Genomic DNA, 16,847 nt, shown 5'->3' on the forward strand with positions numbered 1-16,847 from the left:
CAAATAAAATGAAAACCATTGTCAGAAATATTTTTACAGGCTTACTATTATTAGGTGCTGTTATTGGTGTAAACGGACAGTTTCTTGCTGCTTCTGATACTTCCGAAAGCAGTGTGAGAAAATATAAGGGCATCATTAATGCCAATAAAGACCTTGTAGAATTTATTGAACAGCTACTTCTTCAGAAAGGGCTTCCCAAGCATTTGAGAAACCTTGCGCTGATAGAATCTCATTTCGACAGAAATATCACTTCCGGAGCCGGAGCAGTAGGAATATGGCAGCTGATGACTGCCCATGCTAACCAATATGGACTTACGGAGCAAAACCGTACCGATGTTTATAAAAGTACGAAAACAGCTGTTATCTCATTAGCAAATCTCTATAAGAAATATAACAATTGGGTAACCGTTGTAGCAGCTTATAACTGCGGTGAAGGAAATATTGCCAAAGCCATGGAAGCTGCAGGCTCCACTCAATATCACGAATTTTCCAAATACCTTCCTGGTGAAACCATTAACCATGTGAAGAAATACCTCAATGCATGCTATGCTACCGGAGAACTTCAGAGTGTTTTAAGTAACTACAATTCTTCAAGAATCAACAAGATTTTCTTTGAGGACGGAAACAGAAGAGTGATGACTGCTGCGCTTTCAGAAACGGAGATCAATGCCGGATTCAACCTGAAAGTTGTTGCTGATGAACTTAAGGTAGATATGGATAAAATCCTCACCTGGAATCCCGGTATCGTGGAAGAACTGCAGAAAAAAGGAGAAAGTCCTTTCTATCTTCCGGTCGATCTGATGCCAGATTTTCTCTTGAGAAAAAATAAAATATTGGTCCGTTCCATCAAAGAAGGAGCAAGTACTCAGCAGTAAATAATTTAAATACAAATAAAATGGCAACCGGTTTGGGCTGGTTGCTATTTTTTTATATGAAAGATTGATGTGTTAAAAAAAGGCCAACTTTATATTAAAGGAATCTTAATATTTCTCACTCAGGTGGAAAATTTTTATTTTTATTATTGTTTTTCAATAAGTTGAAATCCTTTGTTGATGGTATTTTGAATGGGTTTGTTAAATCCAATATCGTAGAATTACGACAAGAAATCGTAGAACTACTACAATTTTTCAGATTTATATTGAAAAGTTTTTTTTAGCAATAAAGAGCCTCTATCTTTGCTAAACAAATCACCGAATCACAAAATATTAACGATCAAAATTTACAATCATGGCAGAAAGAAATTCAAGAGGAATCTTAAAATTCAACGGAGGAGAAGGACAGAAGCTGTTAAAAATGAATTACAGTGTATCCAGATCTACAGACGTATCAGGACGTGTAGCATCAGACCCTTCTAACGCATTGATCAAAGTAACTGTAGAAGCTACTGAAAAATCTGACATCCTTGAAAGCTTGTTAAACGGTAAATACAAGCCTACAAAAGGAGAAATCACTTTCAACAAATCTCACGAAGAAGGAACATTAATCACTTTGAACTGGGAGAACGGATACGTAATCCAGCACGAAGTAGACTTCGATGCAGTAGATAGCAACAGTATGCTGATCAGCTTTGTAATAAGCGCTGAAACCATTGACTACGGTACTTCTCAGTACGCTGGACTATGGCCTTCAGCAGGGACTAATTAAGCCTATTCATCATCTTAGTAAAAATAAAATTGGTACAGAACAGTACACTCATCCGAGTATACTGTTCTGTTTTTTTATATAGATCAAACCGTTTACGAAAAGCGTAATGAGATAATAGGATTTTGTAGTCCCAACCTGTACATATCTATTGTGAATAAATAGAACAATTTTGATTTCCTGTAAAGCAATCTTTTTAATACATTATTTCTCTTATTGGTGTAGTATTTAATAAGTTTTTCTTATTTCTTTATGATGTTTAATAGGTTTATTTATAATGTGTTATGCTTGTTTTTAAGTCTATTGTCGTAGAATTACGACATGAAATCGTAGAACTACGACACCAAATCGTATAATTACTACACTTTTTCATATTTCTGTTGAAATGCTTTTTTTTCAAAACCAAGGGAGCTATCTTTGTTATATAATTATTGAATAACAATTTATTACTAACGATTAAAATTTACAATCATGGCAGAAAGAAATTCAAGAGGAATCTTAAAATTCAACAACGGTGAAGGACAGAAACTGTTAAAAATGAATTACAGTGTATCAAGATCTACAGACGTATCAGGACGTGTAGCATCAGATCCTTCTAATGCATTAATCAAGGTTACGGTAGAAGCTACTGAAAAGTCAGACATCCTTGAAAGCTTGTTAAACGGTAAATACAAGCCAACAGTAGGAGAAATTACATTCAACAAATCTCACGAAGAAGGAACATTAATTACTTTGAAATGGGAGAACGGATATGTAATTCAGCACGAAGTAGAATTCGACGCAATAGACAGCAACAGTATGTTGATCAGTTTTGTAGTAAGTGCCGAAACTATTGACTACGGTACTTCTCAATATGCTGGATTATGGCCAGGTAAATAATCCAATACAATTTAAAGAAAAGAGGAACAGCATACCCATGGGTATGCTGTTTTTTTATCCATAACAATCTTAATTATCTATAAAAAACCAAAATTTTCACACCAATTCTAATTGTCAAATGGTGAATATTGCTTCAAAAAGTAAATACCCTTACAAAAACTCACGGGCGAAGAAAAATTAATGATTCATTATTCATCGTCTGAACACCTGAATCCCTTCCCCGGACTGCCAACTTTTACTCCTATTTTCTTATATTTGTTCATTATTCAAAATATGGACGCAACACAAGATAAAAGGCTGTTTCTCATCGATGCCTATGCGATGATTTTCAGAGGATATTACGCATTAATCAGGAATCCGAGACTCACCAGCAAAGGACTGGATACTTCTGCTATCTTTGGTTTTACCAATTCTTTGATCGAATTGATCAGAAGAGAAAAACCTACCCACCTGGCAGTAGTTTTTGACGTAGGACAGGCTAGTGTAAGAACTGATGACTATTCGGATTACAAAGCCAACAGAAGCGAAACTCCTGAGGCGATTAAAATTGCTGTTCCATACATCCACAGAATTCTTGAAGCCATGCATATTCCACGATTGGGAGTTGAAGGATATGAAGCTGATGATGTCATTGGTACCATTGCGTGCAAAGCAGAAAAAGAAGGATATACTACTTTCATGGTAACACCGGATAAAGATTTTGCACAGTTGGTTACCGATAAAATTAAAATTTATAAGCCAGGCTTAAAAGGTGGTGATATAGAAATTCTTGGAGTAGAAGAAGTAAAAGCAAAATACGAGATTGAAGACCCTAAGCAGGTTATCGATTTCCTTGCGATGATGGGAGATGCGGTAGATAATATTCCGGGACTGGAAGGTGTGGGAGAGAAAACGGCAATGAAATTCCTTAAAGAATTTGGAAATATCGAAACCTTATTAGCCAATACCGATAAGCTGAAAGGAAAGCTGAAAGAGAAAGTGGAAGCTTCTGCAGAACGTGGGATCTTATCTAAAAAATTAGCAACTATTATCTGTGATGCCCCTGTAGAATTCCATCAGGAACAGTATGATCTGGAAACTCCGGATTTTGAAAAAGTAAAAGAAGTTTTTGATGAAATAGAATTCAGAAGACTTTACGAAAATCTTTACAGAGCTTTTGCTCCTGCTCCAACAGAAACAATGGTTGTGAGCGAGGTTGAAGTGAAGCAGACTCCAGCCGGGACAGAAATAAAAGGACAGGTAATGCAGCTTGATCTTTTTGCCAATTTTGAGGAGCTGGAACAGGCTACTTCTACAAAATCTACCATTGAGCAGAACGATCATCTTTATCAGTTTATTGATAATCCGAAAGCACAGAAAAAACTGGTCGACAATCTTTTACAGCAAAAAGTTGTTTGCTTTGATACGGAAACTACTTCATTAAACGAACTGGAAGCAGAATTGGTGGGAATGAGTTTCTCTTATAAAAAAGGACTTGCCTATTATATTCCGCTTTCTGAAGACAGAGTAGAAGTGTTGCAGACATTAGAGATTTTCAGACCGTTTTTTGAAAAAGAAGACCTGCTGAAAATTGCTCACAATCTGAAATACGATTATAAAGTTTTAAAACAATACGACATTACCGTTAAAGGGGCAATGTTTGATACCATGATTGCCCATTACCTTTTGAATCCGGATGGAAGACATGGTATGGATTACCTTTCAGAAGTATTTCTGAATTACAAACCAGTATCCATAGAAACCATCATCGGGAAAAAAGGGAAGAAACAGGGCAGCTTCAGAGATGCAGATCTTAGAACACAGACAGATTATGCTGCAGAAGATGCAGACATTACTTTTCAATTGTACGAACTTTTTGCACCACAGCTGAAAAAAGAAAATCTTGAAGAGCTTTTCTATAATATTGAAATGCCTCTGATGGAAGTTCTGGCAAAAATGGAGCTGGCAGGTATTTCTCTGGATGAAAAATGGCTGGCGCAGGAAAGTGTAGATCTTGAAAATGACCTGAAGCAATTAGAAACCACAATTTTTGAACTTTCCGGAGAAGAATTCAATATGAACTCACCCAAACAGCTGGGAGAAATCCTGTTTGAAAAAATGCAGCTGGATCCGAAAGCCAAAAAAACAAAGACGGGACAATATGCAACTTCAGAGGATGTTCTTCAGAAGCTTAGTTCAAAACATGAGATCATCAAGCATATTCTGGAATACAGAACCTATCAGAAATTAAAATCAACCTATGTAGATGCTCTGCCTTCTCAGATTGATAAAGACGATAACAGGGTACACACCAATTTCTCACAGACTACAGCCGCTACAGGCCGTCTGGCGAGTGTAAACCCGAACCTGCAGAATATTCCGATCCGAACAGTGAGAGGACAGCAGATTCGTGGAGCCTTTGTTTCAGGAGAAGGGAAGAAAATTATTTCTGCCGATTATTCACAGATTGAACTTCGTTTAATAGCTGAAATCTCGGGAGAGGATAATATGATCAAAGCGTTCCAGGACGGAGAAGATATTCACGCTTCCACTGCTGCAAAACTCTTTAAAATTCCTTTGGAAGAAGTTTCTAAAACCCAGAGAAGTCAGGCTAAGACCGTCAACTTTGGTATTATCTACGGACAGGGAGCTTTTGCATTGGCAGAGCAGACCGGATTATCCCGTACAGAAGCCAAACAGATGATCGAAGCTTATTTTGAAACCTATCCAAAACTGAAAGAATACATGGCAGAACAGGTGAGTAAAGCTCGTCAGTTAGGGTATGTAGAAACTATTTTAGGAAGAAAACGTCACTTAAAAGATATCAATTCCAACAACTTTGTGGTAAGAGGCCATGCTGAAAGGAATGCTGTAAATGCACCAGTTCAGGGAAGTGCTGCAGATGTTGTAAAGCTTGCCATGATTAAAATAGACAAGGAACTTGAAGAACAACAGTTAAAAACAAAAATGCTGCTTCAGGTACACGACGAATTGGTATTTGAATCTCCGGTAGATGAAATTGAAGCCGCTTCAAAACTTATCAAAACCGAAATGGAAAATGCCTTAAAAACGCAGGTTCCGTTATTAGTAGAGATTGGAGTAGGGGATAACTGGCTAGAAGCGCATTAATCAATACTATAAATCATAACTTAAATAAAAAACTTCCGTCCTTTGGGCGGAAGTTTTTGTTTTATAGAGTCAGGAGGTCTTTTTTTTCTACAGAATCATATGCATTATGAATTATTGCCGTTTGGCCCAATATAGTACAGATTGGTATTCAATATTCCTTAATAGAGATAACCGGCTTTGAAAGTTTCAAGTTTTATTTGCAGATCCTGTTTTATCTTCTCATTAATTGTTACCCATTGATGAGAATTATCAAGTTTGAAATCTTTGTATATACCTAGTAATTCCTCAAAATTAGCTTTGAAAAGATTTAATTTCTCAAATATTCCGTTTTCAAAAAGCTCAGTATATTCATCAAACCGGTAAAGAAGAAACTGTTCTTCGGTGGTAAGCTGTTCTTCGTAAGAAATATGGGTGGCGGTTTCAAAGATATTTTTTAAAACTACTTTATGCTCATGCAGCAGACCATATAAAATTCCCAATATAGCTCTGGATGTGATTTCAGAATCTGAATCAAGAATATTTTTGTTTAAGATCTGTATGATATCGTGTGTGTATGCACAAGTGGAAAGCTCAATGAATACGTATTCAGATTCATTCTCAGACGCCAATATGGAATCAGCCCAGCTAATGACCTTCTCTTTTTTGATCACACCATAATCCAAAAGGATTACAAAAACCTTCAGCAGATTCCCGTAATCCTTTATTGAAGCTCTTTTCATGTAAGGCTAAATATCATATTCTATTTCACCCACATAGTGCAGTGAAAAATCATCATTTTCTACAGAAACAGGATTCGGGATTACAAATCTTGTGGCAAAAATGATGGCATTTACAGGAGTATCAAGACTAAGCTCATTCAGTTTGTTTTCCAGGATTGGAAGCCATTGGTCTGCGTAAGAATATTCTGCAAACTTGTCATAGAGTCCAAGATTTTCATCCTCAAAGCCGTATTCTATGAAGTCATCGTCAAACCATTTAATATTCTGTGATTCTGCGAACTTTGAAACGTACTGGTCGTCAGTTTCCTCTTCTATATAATAATTTTCATCCTCTTCTACAAAAGCATAAAAGTCTTCTTCATTCTTGAAATATCCTAACCAGAAGTGTGAAATTTCTTTATCCATAATAATCTTTTTATTCTAATCTTTTTGATTGTTTACTTGTATCAATAGCTTTTTCAAGCCGTGAAAGCCTTGTCTTTTCCTGTTTGGCGCTCATAATCCAGTGTATGATCACTTTTTTATAGGAAGGAGCCTGACTTTCAAAAAAATCCCAGGCAGACTGATGATTCTTAAACTGTTTTTGATAAACAGGATCAAGAGCAATATCTGCTTTTTCATGGGAATAAATTCCGGATTTGTTCTCTTTTCTGAGTTCAAATGCTTTTTGCCCTGCAGGAGTCATTAGCCCTGCTTTGGTAAGTTCTTCAACTTTCTTTATATTGATGTTGCTCCAGATACTGGAAGATTTTCTTGGCGTAAAACGTATAGAATAACTTTCGTGATCTATAGATTTTCTCACACCGTCTATCCAGCCAAAACATAAAGCCTGATCTACAGATTCAGACCAGCTCATTGAAGGTTTTCCACTTCCGGTTTTATAGAATCCTGTTAAGAGTTCTTTCTCATCTTCATGGTGCTTCTCAAGCCATTTTCTGAATGCTTCTTTTGTCGAAAAAAATGTAGGTTTCATAGCTCCTGTACTTGCCATTTACATTTAATCTGTAATATTACGAAAGTTTTCAGTCAAATAAAACCTTCTTGCCTTTAACAAAGTTGAATGATAGCCCTAAGATAAATTTTTTATTGTAATTTTATTCTACGTTTAAATTATAAAAAATGGATTTTCTTCAGGACCATTACGCTGTCAAAAATGAATTACTACTTATCCTTATTTCTGTTATTTTAGGACTGTTTATTGGTGCTGAACGAGAATATCGTAATAAATCTGCGGGCCTCAGAACATTTATACTGGTTTGTTTCGGGGCTTGTCTCTTTACTATTCTTTCCATAAAAATAGGCGTTGAGAATCCGGATCGCCTTGCCGCCAATATCATCACCGGAATCGGATTTCTGGGAGCAGGCGTGATATTCAAAGGAGATAATAAAATAGAAGGGATTACTACGGCAACTACCATTTGGGCAACGGCTTCTATTGGAATGGCCGTGGGTTCCGGATATGTCTATATTGCATTGTTGGGAACCGCTTTGGTATTAATCATTTTGAGTGTATTGACTTACCTGCAGAATTTCATTGATAATTATAATAAAGTAAGGGAATACAAAATTGCTGTGACAGGCTCTGCAGATATTAAATACTGTGAAAATATATTTAAAGAACATCACCTGAAATATCTGATGATCAAACAACAATATTCATCGGAAAGTTTAACCGTTATCTGGCGTCTTACCGGAAAAAATACCCGTCATGAAGAAGTAATCAGACGTCTGGTAGATGATCCAAAAATTAAAGCTTATCAGTTTTAGAGGATATAAAAGCAAAAAAATAAAGGCCTGAGCCTTTATTTTTATTTTTTCTTGAATACATAAAGATCCTTGTTGGGACCGTCAATTTCTTTTCCTTCCATATCCAGCTGGATCAGCATGTTTTCACCCACTTTATATTTATAGTTTGCTGTTTTTCCTTTTAAAGTGATCATACTTCCTGTAGCATCCCAAGTGAAAGATCCTTTATCCTGATTCTTTGAATTTCTATCAAGATATTCTTCAGAAATACTGAATGTTTTATCATTATTCAATGTTAAAGAAGTTTTGATTCCCGGACAGTCTGCACAAGGAACAGTCGCTTCATAAGTACCGGCCCAGTCCAATGCATTTTCAGAAGTGTCACCAGCTGCTGTAGGGGTAGCTTTAGTGATACTGTCTGTAGCAGCGGGTTGAACGGCTGTTGCAGAATCAGTGATTGTACCTGTTGTTTCAGTCGTTTCTTTTTTAGAACATGAAGCAAGGAATAAAACCGCTCCCATTCCCAACACAAGCATTTTGCTTTTCATCATAATAATTGATTTAAGTATGTTTTTAATAATAAAGTTACTTCCAATCAACAAAAACTAAGCCAGAGGGGAAATAGTGAATGGTCAATGGTGAATTCGCTTCGCTTGTCAATTTTAATGTATTTATGATCACCTGGAAGTTCCGTCTCGTCATAAACATTCACCATTCACTTGTAAAGCAAAATTGACTATTCACGATCAATCTTTTCAAAAAAGACCTCAGAGCAACTTTTCCGGCCGTTTTATAAGGTCTATTCTTATTTTTCTTTGTAAATTCGGGCAAAATTTTGATTATGACAAAAAAGATACTTTTATCTGTATTTCTTTTGCCAGCTGCAATGGCATTTGCACAACAATATGGAGGAATGTGGATTCCTACAGAGCTGAATGAAAAGGAAATGAAGGATTTGGGAATGAAGATTTCTGCAAAAGATATTTTCAACCCTCAGAAACCAAGCATAAAGGATGCGGTAGTACAGTTTAACGGTGGATGTACTGCAGAGATTATTTCACCTAAAGGACTGCTTTTAACCAATCATCATTGTGGTTTCGGTCAGATTCAGGCGCATTCTACCGTTCAGAATGACCTTCTTTCAAACGGATTCTGGGCAAAAAATCCACAAGGAGAACTTCCTAATCCGGGAGTAAAAGTAGATTTTATTGTAGATATAAAAGAAGTTACTGATCAGATTTTGGAAGGTACAGACAACCTAACGGAGCCTGAACTTACCAAAAGGATCAACAACAATATTGAGGTGTACAAGAACTCTCAGAAAATTGAATCTTACCAATCAATAATGGTAAAGCCTATGTATTATGGGAACAAATACTATGCTTACACCATTGAGACATATAAAGATATCCGTCTTGTAGGAGCCCCTCCTCAAAGCATCGGAAAATTCGGAAGTGATACAGACAATTGGGTTTGGCCTAGACATACCGGAGATTTCTCTATGTTCAGAATCTATGCAGACAAGAATAACAAGCCTGCGGAATATTCAAAAGACAATGTCCCTTACGTTCCGAAACACTACTTACCGGTTTCTATAAAAGATAAAAATGAGAACGATTTTACTTTTGTATTCGGTTTCCCTGGAAAAACTACAGAATATCTTCCTGCAGTAGGTGTAGAGAAAATCATGAAGGATATTGATCCTGCAAGAATTGCAGTACGTGATGTTGCTTTGAAAACATTAGACGAAAAAATGCGTGTTGATAATGAAACCCGTATCAAATATGCTTCAAAATATGCTTCTGTAGCGAACTATTGGAAAAAATGGATTGGTGAAGTAGAAGGATTGAAAAAATCCAATGCGGTAGAAAAGAAAGTAATGTATGAAGGTTCTTTGGTCGCTAAAAATTCGGAGATCAAAAATACATTGGACCAGTTGAATAAACTGTATAATGATCAGGCTCCTTATGCTTTAAACAACGCATATTACACAGAAGTGGTAAGAAACGCTGAGACTTTGAAGCTTGCTGGTGATTATTATGATTTTGTAGCTTCTGTAGAAGCCGGAAGAATGGATGAAAAGGAACTTACAAAATTAAAAACAAAACTAACTTCTTTCTACAAAGATTACAGTGCAGAGCTTGATGCTAAAGTAACCGCAAAATTATTGGCTTTATACGTTAATAAAACAGCACCACAGTTTTTACCGGCAGGTTTCAGCAAATATAAAGATGAAAGCCCGAATATCTCTGTCATAGAAGATATGTCTAAAAACTCTATCATCACAGGAAGAACTGCTGTGAATGGAGGAACATTAACTACAGATATTGACAAAGCATTTTCTAACCAGGATAAGCTGATCAAGACTTTAAAGAAAGATCCTATTTACCAGCTGTATGTTTCTATGAAAGAAACGTATATGAAAACTGCAGATCCGCAATATACTTCAATGCAGGCAAAAATTGATGCTTTACAGAAAAAGTTCATGGCACAGCAGATGCAGACGGATAAAGACAGAAAATTCTTCCCGGATGCTAACTCAACGCTTCGTGTAACGTATGGTAAAGTAAAAGGATCTACCCCTAGAGATGCGGTTTCTTACGGATATCAGACCCATCTGGCAGGAGTTATGGAAAAATATATTCCGGGAGATTACGAATTTGATGTTCCAAAGAAACTGATTGACCTTTACAACAAAAAAGATTTCGGAAACTATAAAGATAAAACAGGTGATGTTCCTGTAGGATTCACTGCAACGAACCATACAACAGGAGGAAACTCAGGAAGCCCTGCTCTTGATGCCAACGGAAATCTTGTAGGATTGAATTTTGACAGACAGTGGGAAGGAACAATGAGTGATATCAACTATGATCCGCGTTTCAGCAGAAACATCATGGTAGATACAAAATATATCCTTTTCATCATCGAGAAGTTCGCTGACTCAAAGTGGCTTGTTGATGAAATGAAGATTATAAAATAATTTTTAAAAGTTATACCTTTAAGAATCTATTTGAACTGAGTTTTGAATAGATTCTTTTTTATTTTAAATAAGATGAAAGACAGGATCATCAACGTTTTGGCAGCTTTTGAATCGGGTAATATCGGGAAATCTTTTCCGTTGGATTACTGTTTACCGCTTTATCATAGTGTCTCCGACAGAGAACTTCCTCATATAAAACATGTGATCCGTTATAAGAATACAAAACAGTTTGAAGAAGATCTCGATCATCTGGCAAAGAATTTCAGGTTTGTAGACTGGCAGGAATTTAAAGATTATATGTCCGGTGATTTTAAACCTAAGAAAAAAATTGCTCTGCTTACGTTTGATGACGGCTTCAGAGAATTTTATGATATTGCTGCTCCTATTTTGGAACGAAAAGGAATTTATGCCTGCAATTTCGTAAACCCTGCTTTTATAGATAATAAAGATATGATGTTCCGATGCAAGGCCAGTCTTCTTGCTGATGCTGTTGAAAAAATTAAAATCATAAATCCCGAAATTTATTTTATCTTATCACTAAAAAATACGGACAGACACATTTTACAAAAGAAGATTTTACAAATTAATTATCAGGAAAAAGATATTCTGGATCAGCTTGCTGAAAAGCTTGAAGTGGATTTTAATGCTTATTCAAAAGAATTTAAGCCCTATTTAAGTACGGAAGAGTTAAAAGAGCTTACCAGAAAAGGTTTTGGAATCTCTTCTCACAGTTGGGATCACCCGAAATATGGAGATTTGTCTTTGAAAGAGCAGATGGAAACTACAGATAAAACCTTTGCCTATTTAAAAGAAAATGGTTTCCTCTATGAAAGTTTTGCATTTCCGTTTACTGATTTTGAAGTTCGGAAAGACTTTTTTGATGAACTTTTTAAAAATGAAGAAATCTACTGCAGCTTTGGGTGCGCAGGAATAAAACTGGATAGTGTGAAGAGAAATTTTCAAAGAATTCCAATGGAAATGGGGGAGAACGGAGAACAAATACTGAAAAAAGAAACGGCTTATTTCAAACTGAAAAAACTGATTAATAAAAATACCATTCTGAGAAAATGATAGCGCTGAAAACATTCAACAGAAAAGAACTGGAAGATTTTATATCATCCGGAGCGTTCCTGCAATATGATTTTCTTCCTATTACAAAACATCGTGCGCTGTCACATATTCAGAATCCCAAAGCATCAGAGGAAGATACCCTTCTTATTCTGGCATTCTTGGAAGAAAAACTCATTGGATATGTCGGATGTTTCCCGGATAGTTTTACTGTTGATGGAAAAGAAATCCGGTATGCCTGGCTAAGCACGTTGTATGTAAACCCCGAGTACAGAAAAAAAAGACCGGCAAAAGCATTGCTGAAAAAAGTTTTTGAAGAATACGAAGGCAGAATTGCCATTACAGAATTTACCAAAGAAGCAGAAGCCCTCTACAATATTATGGGTGTTTTTGAATATGTTTTTCCTAAAGAAGGAGAGCGGTATTACTTCAGAACCGATGCCACTAAAATGATTCCTGAAAAAAAACCGGGAACACAACCATTAAAGCCACTTTTTCAGACTTTGGATGCTGCGGCCAATTTGTTACTCTCAATAAAGAGTTTACCAGTACAGAAACCAGATTTCAAATATGAAATTCTTCATCGTATTGATAAAGAAAGTGCTGATTTTATGGCTGGATTTTCAGGGGTACGCAATGCGGATGAAATCAATACTTTTATAGATTATCCTTGGGTTTTAGAAGGTAAAAAAGATGAGAAATATCTCTTTTCAAGTTTTGCTGATACATTTACATACTTTTGGATTAAGATTTTCGATCATAATAATCAACTCAATACCTGCTTACTATTGCAGCTCCGCGACGGATATCTTAAAATTCCTTATCTCTTTTCAACTTCTGATTTAGCTGAGGTTGTCTGGTTTTTAAATTACTTCATCGTTACCCATAAAGTGAAAGGATTTACAAGTTATCAGACCAGACTGAATGAGGCAATTCAACAATCAAAAGCATTTTCTTATATCTATAAACGGGATTTCAAAAGAGAATATCTGTTTCATAAACAGCTGTTGGAATTACTTCCTGCCAATTTTAATCCCAATTATCAGGATGGTGATGGGGATTGTATGATGACGTAATAAAATTATAAATGATGAATTATGAATTATCACTGATCAATTATCATTCATCATTTATTAAAAACAAACCGCCCGATAATGTTATCAGGCGGTTTGTTTTTTAATGTCCGAAAATATCTTTCAGACTCACTTCTTTAAATGTCCCCATTTTATTGACGGCTTCCATATTCAGATTTTCTTTTTTACCGATAATGGCTGTATTAAAATCTATGGATTTTACTTCTGTCTGATAAAAATGTCTGATATCTTCAAATTTAAGATCCTGGATCTGCTTGTAAATATCTTTCCTGAAATCATAATGAATATTCAGTTTCTTCAACCTTAATGTATTGAAAAATATATTATTTCGGGTAACCCTTGTTGAGGCAATCTGTTTCAGAGCTGCATTTCTTGCGTTCTCAAACTGAATAGGCACTTCAGGAAGTTCGGTCATCAGTTCATTCAGCGTATCCACAGCAATCATGAGTTTGTCAGGCTGAGTTCCGATATAAGTCGTTACATAATCAGGATGATTGAGTTCAGAGTTAGCGGCATAAGAAACATAAGCAGAATAAGCAAGACTCTTACTTTCACGGATTTCCTGGAAAACAATTGAAGATAATCCACGTCCAAAATATTCATTAAATACATTGATCTTTCCAAAATGAAGCGGATTCACCATATTTCCCTTTCCAATCTTGCTCATTTCCATCTGAACCATATCATAATTGATGAAATTTACATTTCCTCCTGTGGCAGGCTCTGGATATTGTTTAGCTTCCGGTATCTGAAGACTTTCAATTTCTGTATACTGACCAATATATCCCTTGAAATTTTCAAAGTCTTTGCCATAGAAGAACACCTGATATGGATATTTGAAAAGCTTTTTCATTCTGTCAGTAAATACTTCAGAATTGCTGCTTTCAAGTTCTTCTTTAGAGATGACGTCCGTAAAGCGTGAGTGCGCACCCAATTTGGTATAATTGGTCAAAGCGGTCATAATACGGTTTTTATCTTTCTTAATAGCCTGGCGGTTTTCCAATACTGTCCCCACAAACTGATTGTAGATCTCCTGGTCTGGTTTCACATCATGCATCCAGTGCTGCAGAAGAGCAATTCCTTTTTCTATATTTTCTTCCAGTCCGCTGAGAGAAATGATCAACTGGTCATTCGTAGTTTTAAAATCATTGCTGATTCCGATTTTAAAAAATTCCTTTTTTAAATCTTCAGGTGAAAGAGCATTCGTACCCAGGTATTGCAGCAATTGAGTTGAGATTCCCAAATCTCTGTCATTGTCACTTCCAAAAGGGAAAATGAAATGAAGCTGGGCAATATCATTGTATTTATTCTTTACGAAACTTAATTTTTTCCCGTTAAGCTCATCAGTAGCAATCTCTTTCTGATAGTCGAGAAATTCAGGCTTAATATCCTCTGTTTTATCCGCTAAAATCTCTTTTAAAAACTCAGACTGAGCATCACGGTTAATTTTAACAGGCGTAATACCTGGATTTTCAACCCTGATCAGCATGTCGTTGACCCCTTTTTCTTTATTGACAACAACATAGTTTTCTTTAAAAAAATCCTTGGCAAAATTCACTACATCTTCCTTCGTAAAAGCAGCATATTCATCCATTTCATTCAGTTCCTGCTCCCATGTTCTCCCTTTTATATAAGAATCATACAGATTTGTAGCAAGACCTTCGGCTGTTTCAAGGCCCTTCATTCTCTGAATTTTAAAATCATTGATGATGGCTGGAAGCATCCAGTCTGGGAAATCACCCTTCTTTATCAGTTCAATTTCCTCCAGAACCATGTTCTTTGCTTCCTCAAGAGTTTGGGTTTCTTTAGGTACGGCTACAATAGAAAAATATCCATATTGTCTTAAACCTACAGAAAATGCCTGAGCCCAAAGCATTTTTTGAGTCTGATTGATATGCAGATCAAGCAATCCGGCTTCACCTCTGTTGCTGAGTATATTGGCAACAACATCTGCAAGCATGGCATCCCTTGTTCCATAGCTTTCTGTTCTCCATGCCAGCTGAGTGCGTGGAGTAGTAGGGCTTTTCACCGTTCTTGTTACAACTTCTGTAATGGGTTGCTCAATTATTGGTGTCTTTTGCGGAAGCTCCTTATATGGTAAGGTGCCAAAATATTGATCTACTAAATGAATAGTCTCTTCAAAATCAAGATCACCAACCAACACCATAGCATAATTATTAGGAACATAGTATTCGTCAAAATATTTGTGAATAGCCTTCATGGAAGGATTTTTTAAATGCTCGGGTTTTCCCAGTGTTGTCTGTTGGCCGTTAGGGTGCGTAGGGAAAAGCGCATCCATCAATTCGTAGCTTACAAGCCTTGTGTCATTATCCTGAGCTCTGTTAAACTCTTCATACACAGATTCCAGTTCCGTATGAAAAAGACGAAGCACAATCTCAGAAAATCTTTCCTTCTCTATTTTCAGCCACTTTTCAAGTTCGTTGTTTGGTATATTATTTTTATATACCGTTTCATCAAACCAGGTATGGGCATTCGTTCCGGTAGCTCCCAAAGAAGAAATAGCTTTGTCATATTCATTGGCAATGGCATATTGGCTGGCTTCCTGAGAAATTTCATCAATCTTTTTATAGATTTCCTTTTTCTTTTCAGGATCCTGTACTGCTTTATGCTCTTCATACAATGCTGAGATCTGATTCAGAAGTTCTTTCTCTTTTTCCCAGTTTTGAGTTCCTATTTTAGAAGTTCCTTTAAACATCATATGCTCAAGGTAATGAGCCAGTCCTGTGTTATCAGCCGGATCATTATTGCTTCCGGTTCTTACGGGAATAAAAGTCTGTATCCTCGGAGCATCGAAATTTTGAGCAAGAAAAACTTTCAACCCATTTTTCAAAGTATAGATTCTGACATTATTTTCGTCGTGTGTTATCGTAATATATTCGTATTGGCTTTTATCAGTATGAACCGTTTCCTTATATTTTCTGTCTGTCATATAAAACTCATTTCACTCCTTAGAATCCGGAATGCACTACAAATGTATGAAATCAAAAAAAATGTTGGCCGGTTTTTATCACTATTACATCTATTGTTATAGTTGAAAAGGTAAATCATAAGAATGAAATACCCATTGTAGAAAGGAATAAAAGCTGTTGCCAGACAATTTTTCTTTTATATAATATCTTTCATTATTATATATGTGTAAACCTTTACTATTCTTTATTATATATGATCTTTTCAGGAGCTTATTCCTGCTATCCATTTTTACTCCTCGCGCCTTTGCTGTTACCCTGAGCGAAGCCGAAGGGTCTCCAATCGCTTACTGCGGGGTACCCATTCCTATCAGGGCTAGAGGAGGGGGTAATTATGAATTATAAATTATGAGTTATGAATTATAAGTGTGAATGATAAATGATGAGTTTTCACAAATGAAATACCCTGTCAGTCTATATATACATGATCATCTGTGTAAATCTGCGCCATCTGTGGTTAAACAAATACTCATTCCATAGGAACAGGCTTTAGTCAAAACTTATCCTTGTACTATATATATTATAATGTATCTTTCATTACTCATTACTCATTACTCATTACTCATTACTCATCCTCTCTCCAACACCCTCTAACCCTCAAACCCTCCAACTCACCAGCCCTCTC

General features: G+C 36.1%; 13 protein-coding genes. 8 read left to right on the forward strand and 5 right to left on the reverse strand.

Annotation, left to right across the window (positions count from 1 at the left end):
* The first annotated feature begins 8 nt into the window (after positions 1–8).
* The 4 genes from FW780_RS19800 to polA all read left to right on the forward strand — a co-directional run bounded on the left by FW780_RS19800 (position 9) and on the right by polA (position 5,628).
* Entirely contained in the window at positions 9–875 is an 867-nt protein-coding gene (locus tag FW780_RS19800) for a lytic transglycosylase domain-containing protein (protein ID WP_149835339.1), read from the forward strand.
* A gap of 352 nt (positions 876–1,227) precedes the next feature.
* The gene (gene tssD / locus FW780_RS19805) at positions 1,228–1,644 is read left to right on the forward strand and encodes a type VI secretion system tube protein TssD (protein ID WP_149388303.1); all 417 of its coding nucleotides are present in this window, start codon (positions 1,228–1,230) and stop codon (positions 1,642–1,644) included.
* 468 nt (positions 1,645–2,112) lie between these two features.
* Complete coding sequence (gene tssD, locus FW780_RS19810) at positions 2,113–2,520, forward strand: type VI secretion system tube protein TssD (protein WP_149835340.1); 408 nt, start codon at positions 2,113–2,115, stop codon at positions 2,518–2,520.
* A 273-nt stretch (positions 2,521–2,793) separates the two neighbouring features.
* Complete coding sequence (gene polA, locus FW780_RS19815; protein ID WP_149835341.1) at positions 2,794–5,628, forward strand: DNA polymerase I; 2,835 nt, start codon at positions 2,794–2,796, stop codon at positions 5,626–5,628.
* Between the two features lie 158 nt (positions 5,629–5,786).
* Here polA and FW780_RS19820 read toward each other — a convergent pair whose 3' ends face one another.
* Genes FW780_RS19820 through FW780_RS19830 form a run of 3 tightly spaced genes read right to left on the reverse strand, consistent with a single transcriptional unit; the run spans position 5,787 to position 7,320 of the window.
* On the reverse strand, positions 5,787–6,347 hold the full coding sequence (locus FW780_RS19820; RefSeq protein ID WP_149835342.1) for a hypothetical protein: 561 nt from the start codon (positions 6,345–6,347) through the stop codon (positions 5,787–5,789).
* A 6-nt stretch (positions 6,348–6,353) separates the two neighbouring features.
* Entirely contained in the window at positions 6,354–6,752 is a 399-nt protein-coding gene (locus FW780_RS19825; protein WP_149835343.1) for an immunity 22 family protein, read from the reverse strand.
* A 10-nt stretch (positions 6,753–6,762) separates the two neighbouring features.
* On the reverse strand, positions 6,763–7,320 hold the full coding sequence (locus FW780_RS19830) for a YdeI/OmpD-associated family protein (protein WP_149835363.1): 558 nt from the start codon (positions 7,318–7,320) through the stop codon (positions 6,763–6,765).
* A 146-nt stretch (positions 7,321–7,466) separates the two neighbouring features.
* On the opposite strand from FW780_RS19830, the gene FW780_RS19835 reads away from it, so the two are divergent.
* Positions 7,467–8,114 carry an MgtC/SapB family protein gene (locus FW780_RS19835; protein WP_149835344.1) on the forward strand — a complete coding sequence of 216 codons (648 nt, stop codon included), beginning with the start codon at positions 7,467–7,469 and terminating at the stop codon, positions 8,112–8,114.
* Positions 8,115–8,155: 41 nt separating this feature from the next.
* Here FW780_RS19835 and FW780_RS19840 read toward each other — a convergent pair whose 3' ends face one another.
* The gene (locus FW780_RS19840; RefSeq protein ID WP_241676951.1) at positions 8,156–8,644 is read right to left on the reverse strand and encodes a copper resistance protein NlpE; all 489 of its coding nucleotides are present in this window, start codon (positions 8,642–8,644) and stop codon (positions 8,156–8,158) included.
* A gap of 290 nt (positions 8,645–8,934) precedes the next feature.
* Between FW780_RS19840 and FW780_RS19845 the strand changes: the two genes are divergently transcribed.
* From FW780_RS19845 to FW780_RS19855, 3 genes are all read left to right on the forward strand, one after another.
* Positions 8,935–11,073, forward strand: a complete 2,139-nt coding sequence (locus FW780_RS19845; protein ID WP_149835345.1) for a S46 family peptidase — start codon at positions 8,935–8,937, stop codon at positions 11,071–11,073.
* Positions 11,074–11,145: 72 nt separating this feature from the next.
* The gene (locus tag FW780_RS19850; RefSeq protein ID WP_149835346.1) at positions 11,146–12,144 is read left to right on the forward strand and encodes a polysaccharide deacetylase family protein; all 999 of its coding nucleotides are present in this window, start codon (positions 11,146–11,148) and stop codon (positions 12,142–12,144) included.
* Complete coding sequence (locus FW780_RS19855; RefSeq protein WP_149835347.1) at positions 12,141–13,217, forward strand: GNAT family N-acetyltransferase; 1,077 nt, start codon at positions 12,141–12,143, stop codon at positions 13,215–13,217. The genes FW780_RS19850 and FW780_RS19855 overlap by 4 nt, the downstream gene beginning before the upstream one ends.
* Positions 13,218–13,317: 100 nt before the next feature.
* Here FW780_RS19855 and FW780_RS19860 read toward each other — a convergent pair whose 3' ends face one another.
* Positions 13,318–16,185, reverse strand: a complete 2,868-nt coding sequence (locus tag FW780_RS19860) for a M16 family metallopeptidase (RefSeq protein ID WP_149835348.1) — start codon at positions 16,183–16,185, stop codon at positions 13,318–13,320.
* Between the last annotated feature and the right edge of the window lie 662 nt (positions 16,186–16,847).

The sequence above is a fragment of the Chryseobacterium sediminis genome (assembly GCF_008386505.1).
Classification (GTDB): Bacteria; Bacteroidota; Bacteroidia; order Flavobacteriales; family Weeksellaceae; genus Chryseobacterium; species Chryseobacterium sediminis.

Coding starts and splice junctions, on each gene's coding strand:
- FW780_RS19800 (WP_149835339.1), top strand. CDS start 9: ATGAAAACCATTGTCAGAAATATTTTTACAGGCTTACTATTATTAGGT.
- tssD (WP_149388303.1), top strand. CDS start 1,228: ATGGCAGAAAGAAATTCAAGAGGAATCTTAAAATTCAACGGAGGAGAA.
- tssD (WP_149835340.1), top strand. CDS start 2,113: ATGGCAGAAAGAAATTCAAGAGGAATCTTAAAATTCAACAACGGTGAA.
- polA (WP_149835341.1), top strand. CDS start 2,794: ATGGACGCAACACAAGATAAAAGGCTGTTTCTCATCGATGCCTATGCG.
- FW780_RS19820 (WP_149835342.1), bottom strand. CDS start 6,347: ATGAAAAGAGCTTCAATAAAGGATTACGGGAATCTGCTGAAGGTTTTT.
- FW780_RS19825 (WP_149835343.1), bottom strand. CDS start 6,752: ATGGATAAAGAAATTTCACACTTCTGGTTAGGATATTTCAAGAATGAA.
- FW780_RS19830 (WP_149835363.1), bottom strand. CDS start 7,320: ATGAAACCTACATTTTTTTCGACAAAAGAAGCATTCAGAAAATGGCTT.
- FW780_RS19835 (WP_149835344.1), top strand. CDS start 7,467: ATGGATTTTCTTCAGGACCATTACGCTGTCAAAAATGAATTACTACTT.
- FW780_RS19840 (WP_241676951.1), bottom strand. CDS start 8,644: ATGATGAAAAGCAAAATGCTTGTGTTGGGAATGGGAGCGGTTTTATTC.
- FW780_RS19845 (WP_149835345.1), top strand. CDS start 8,935: ATGACAAAAAAGATACTTTTATCTGTATTTCTTTTGCCAGCTGCAATG.
- FW780_RS19850 (WP_149835346.1), top strand. CDS start 11,146: ATGAAAGACAGGATCATCAACGTTTTGGCAGCTTTTGAATCGGGTAAT.
- FW780_RS19855 (WP_149835347.1), top strand. CDS start 12,141: ATGATAGCGCTGAAAACATTCAACAGAAAAGAACTGGAAGATTTTATA.
- FW780_RS19860 (WP_149835348.1), bottom strand. CDS start 16,185: ATGACAGACAGAAAATATAAGGAAACGGTTCATACTGATAAAAGCCAA.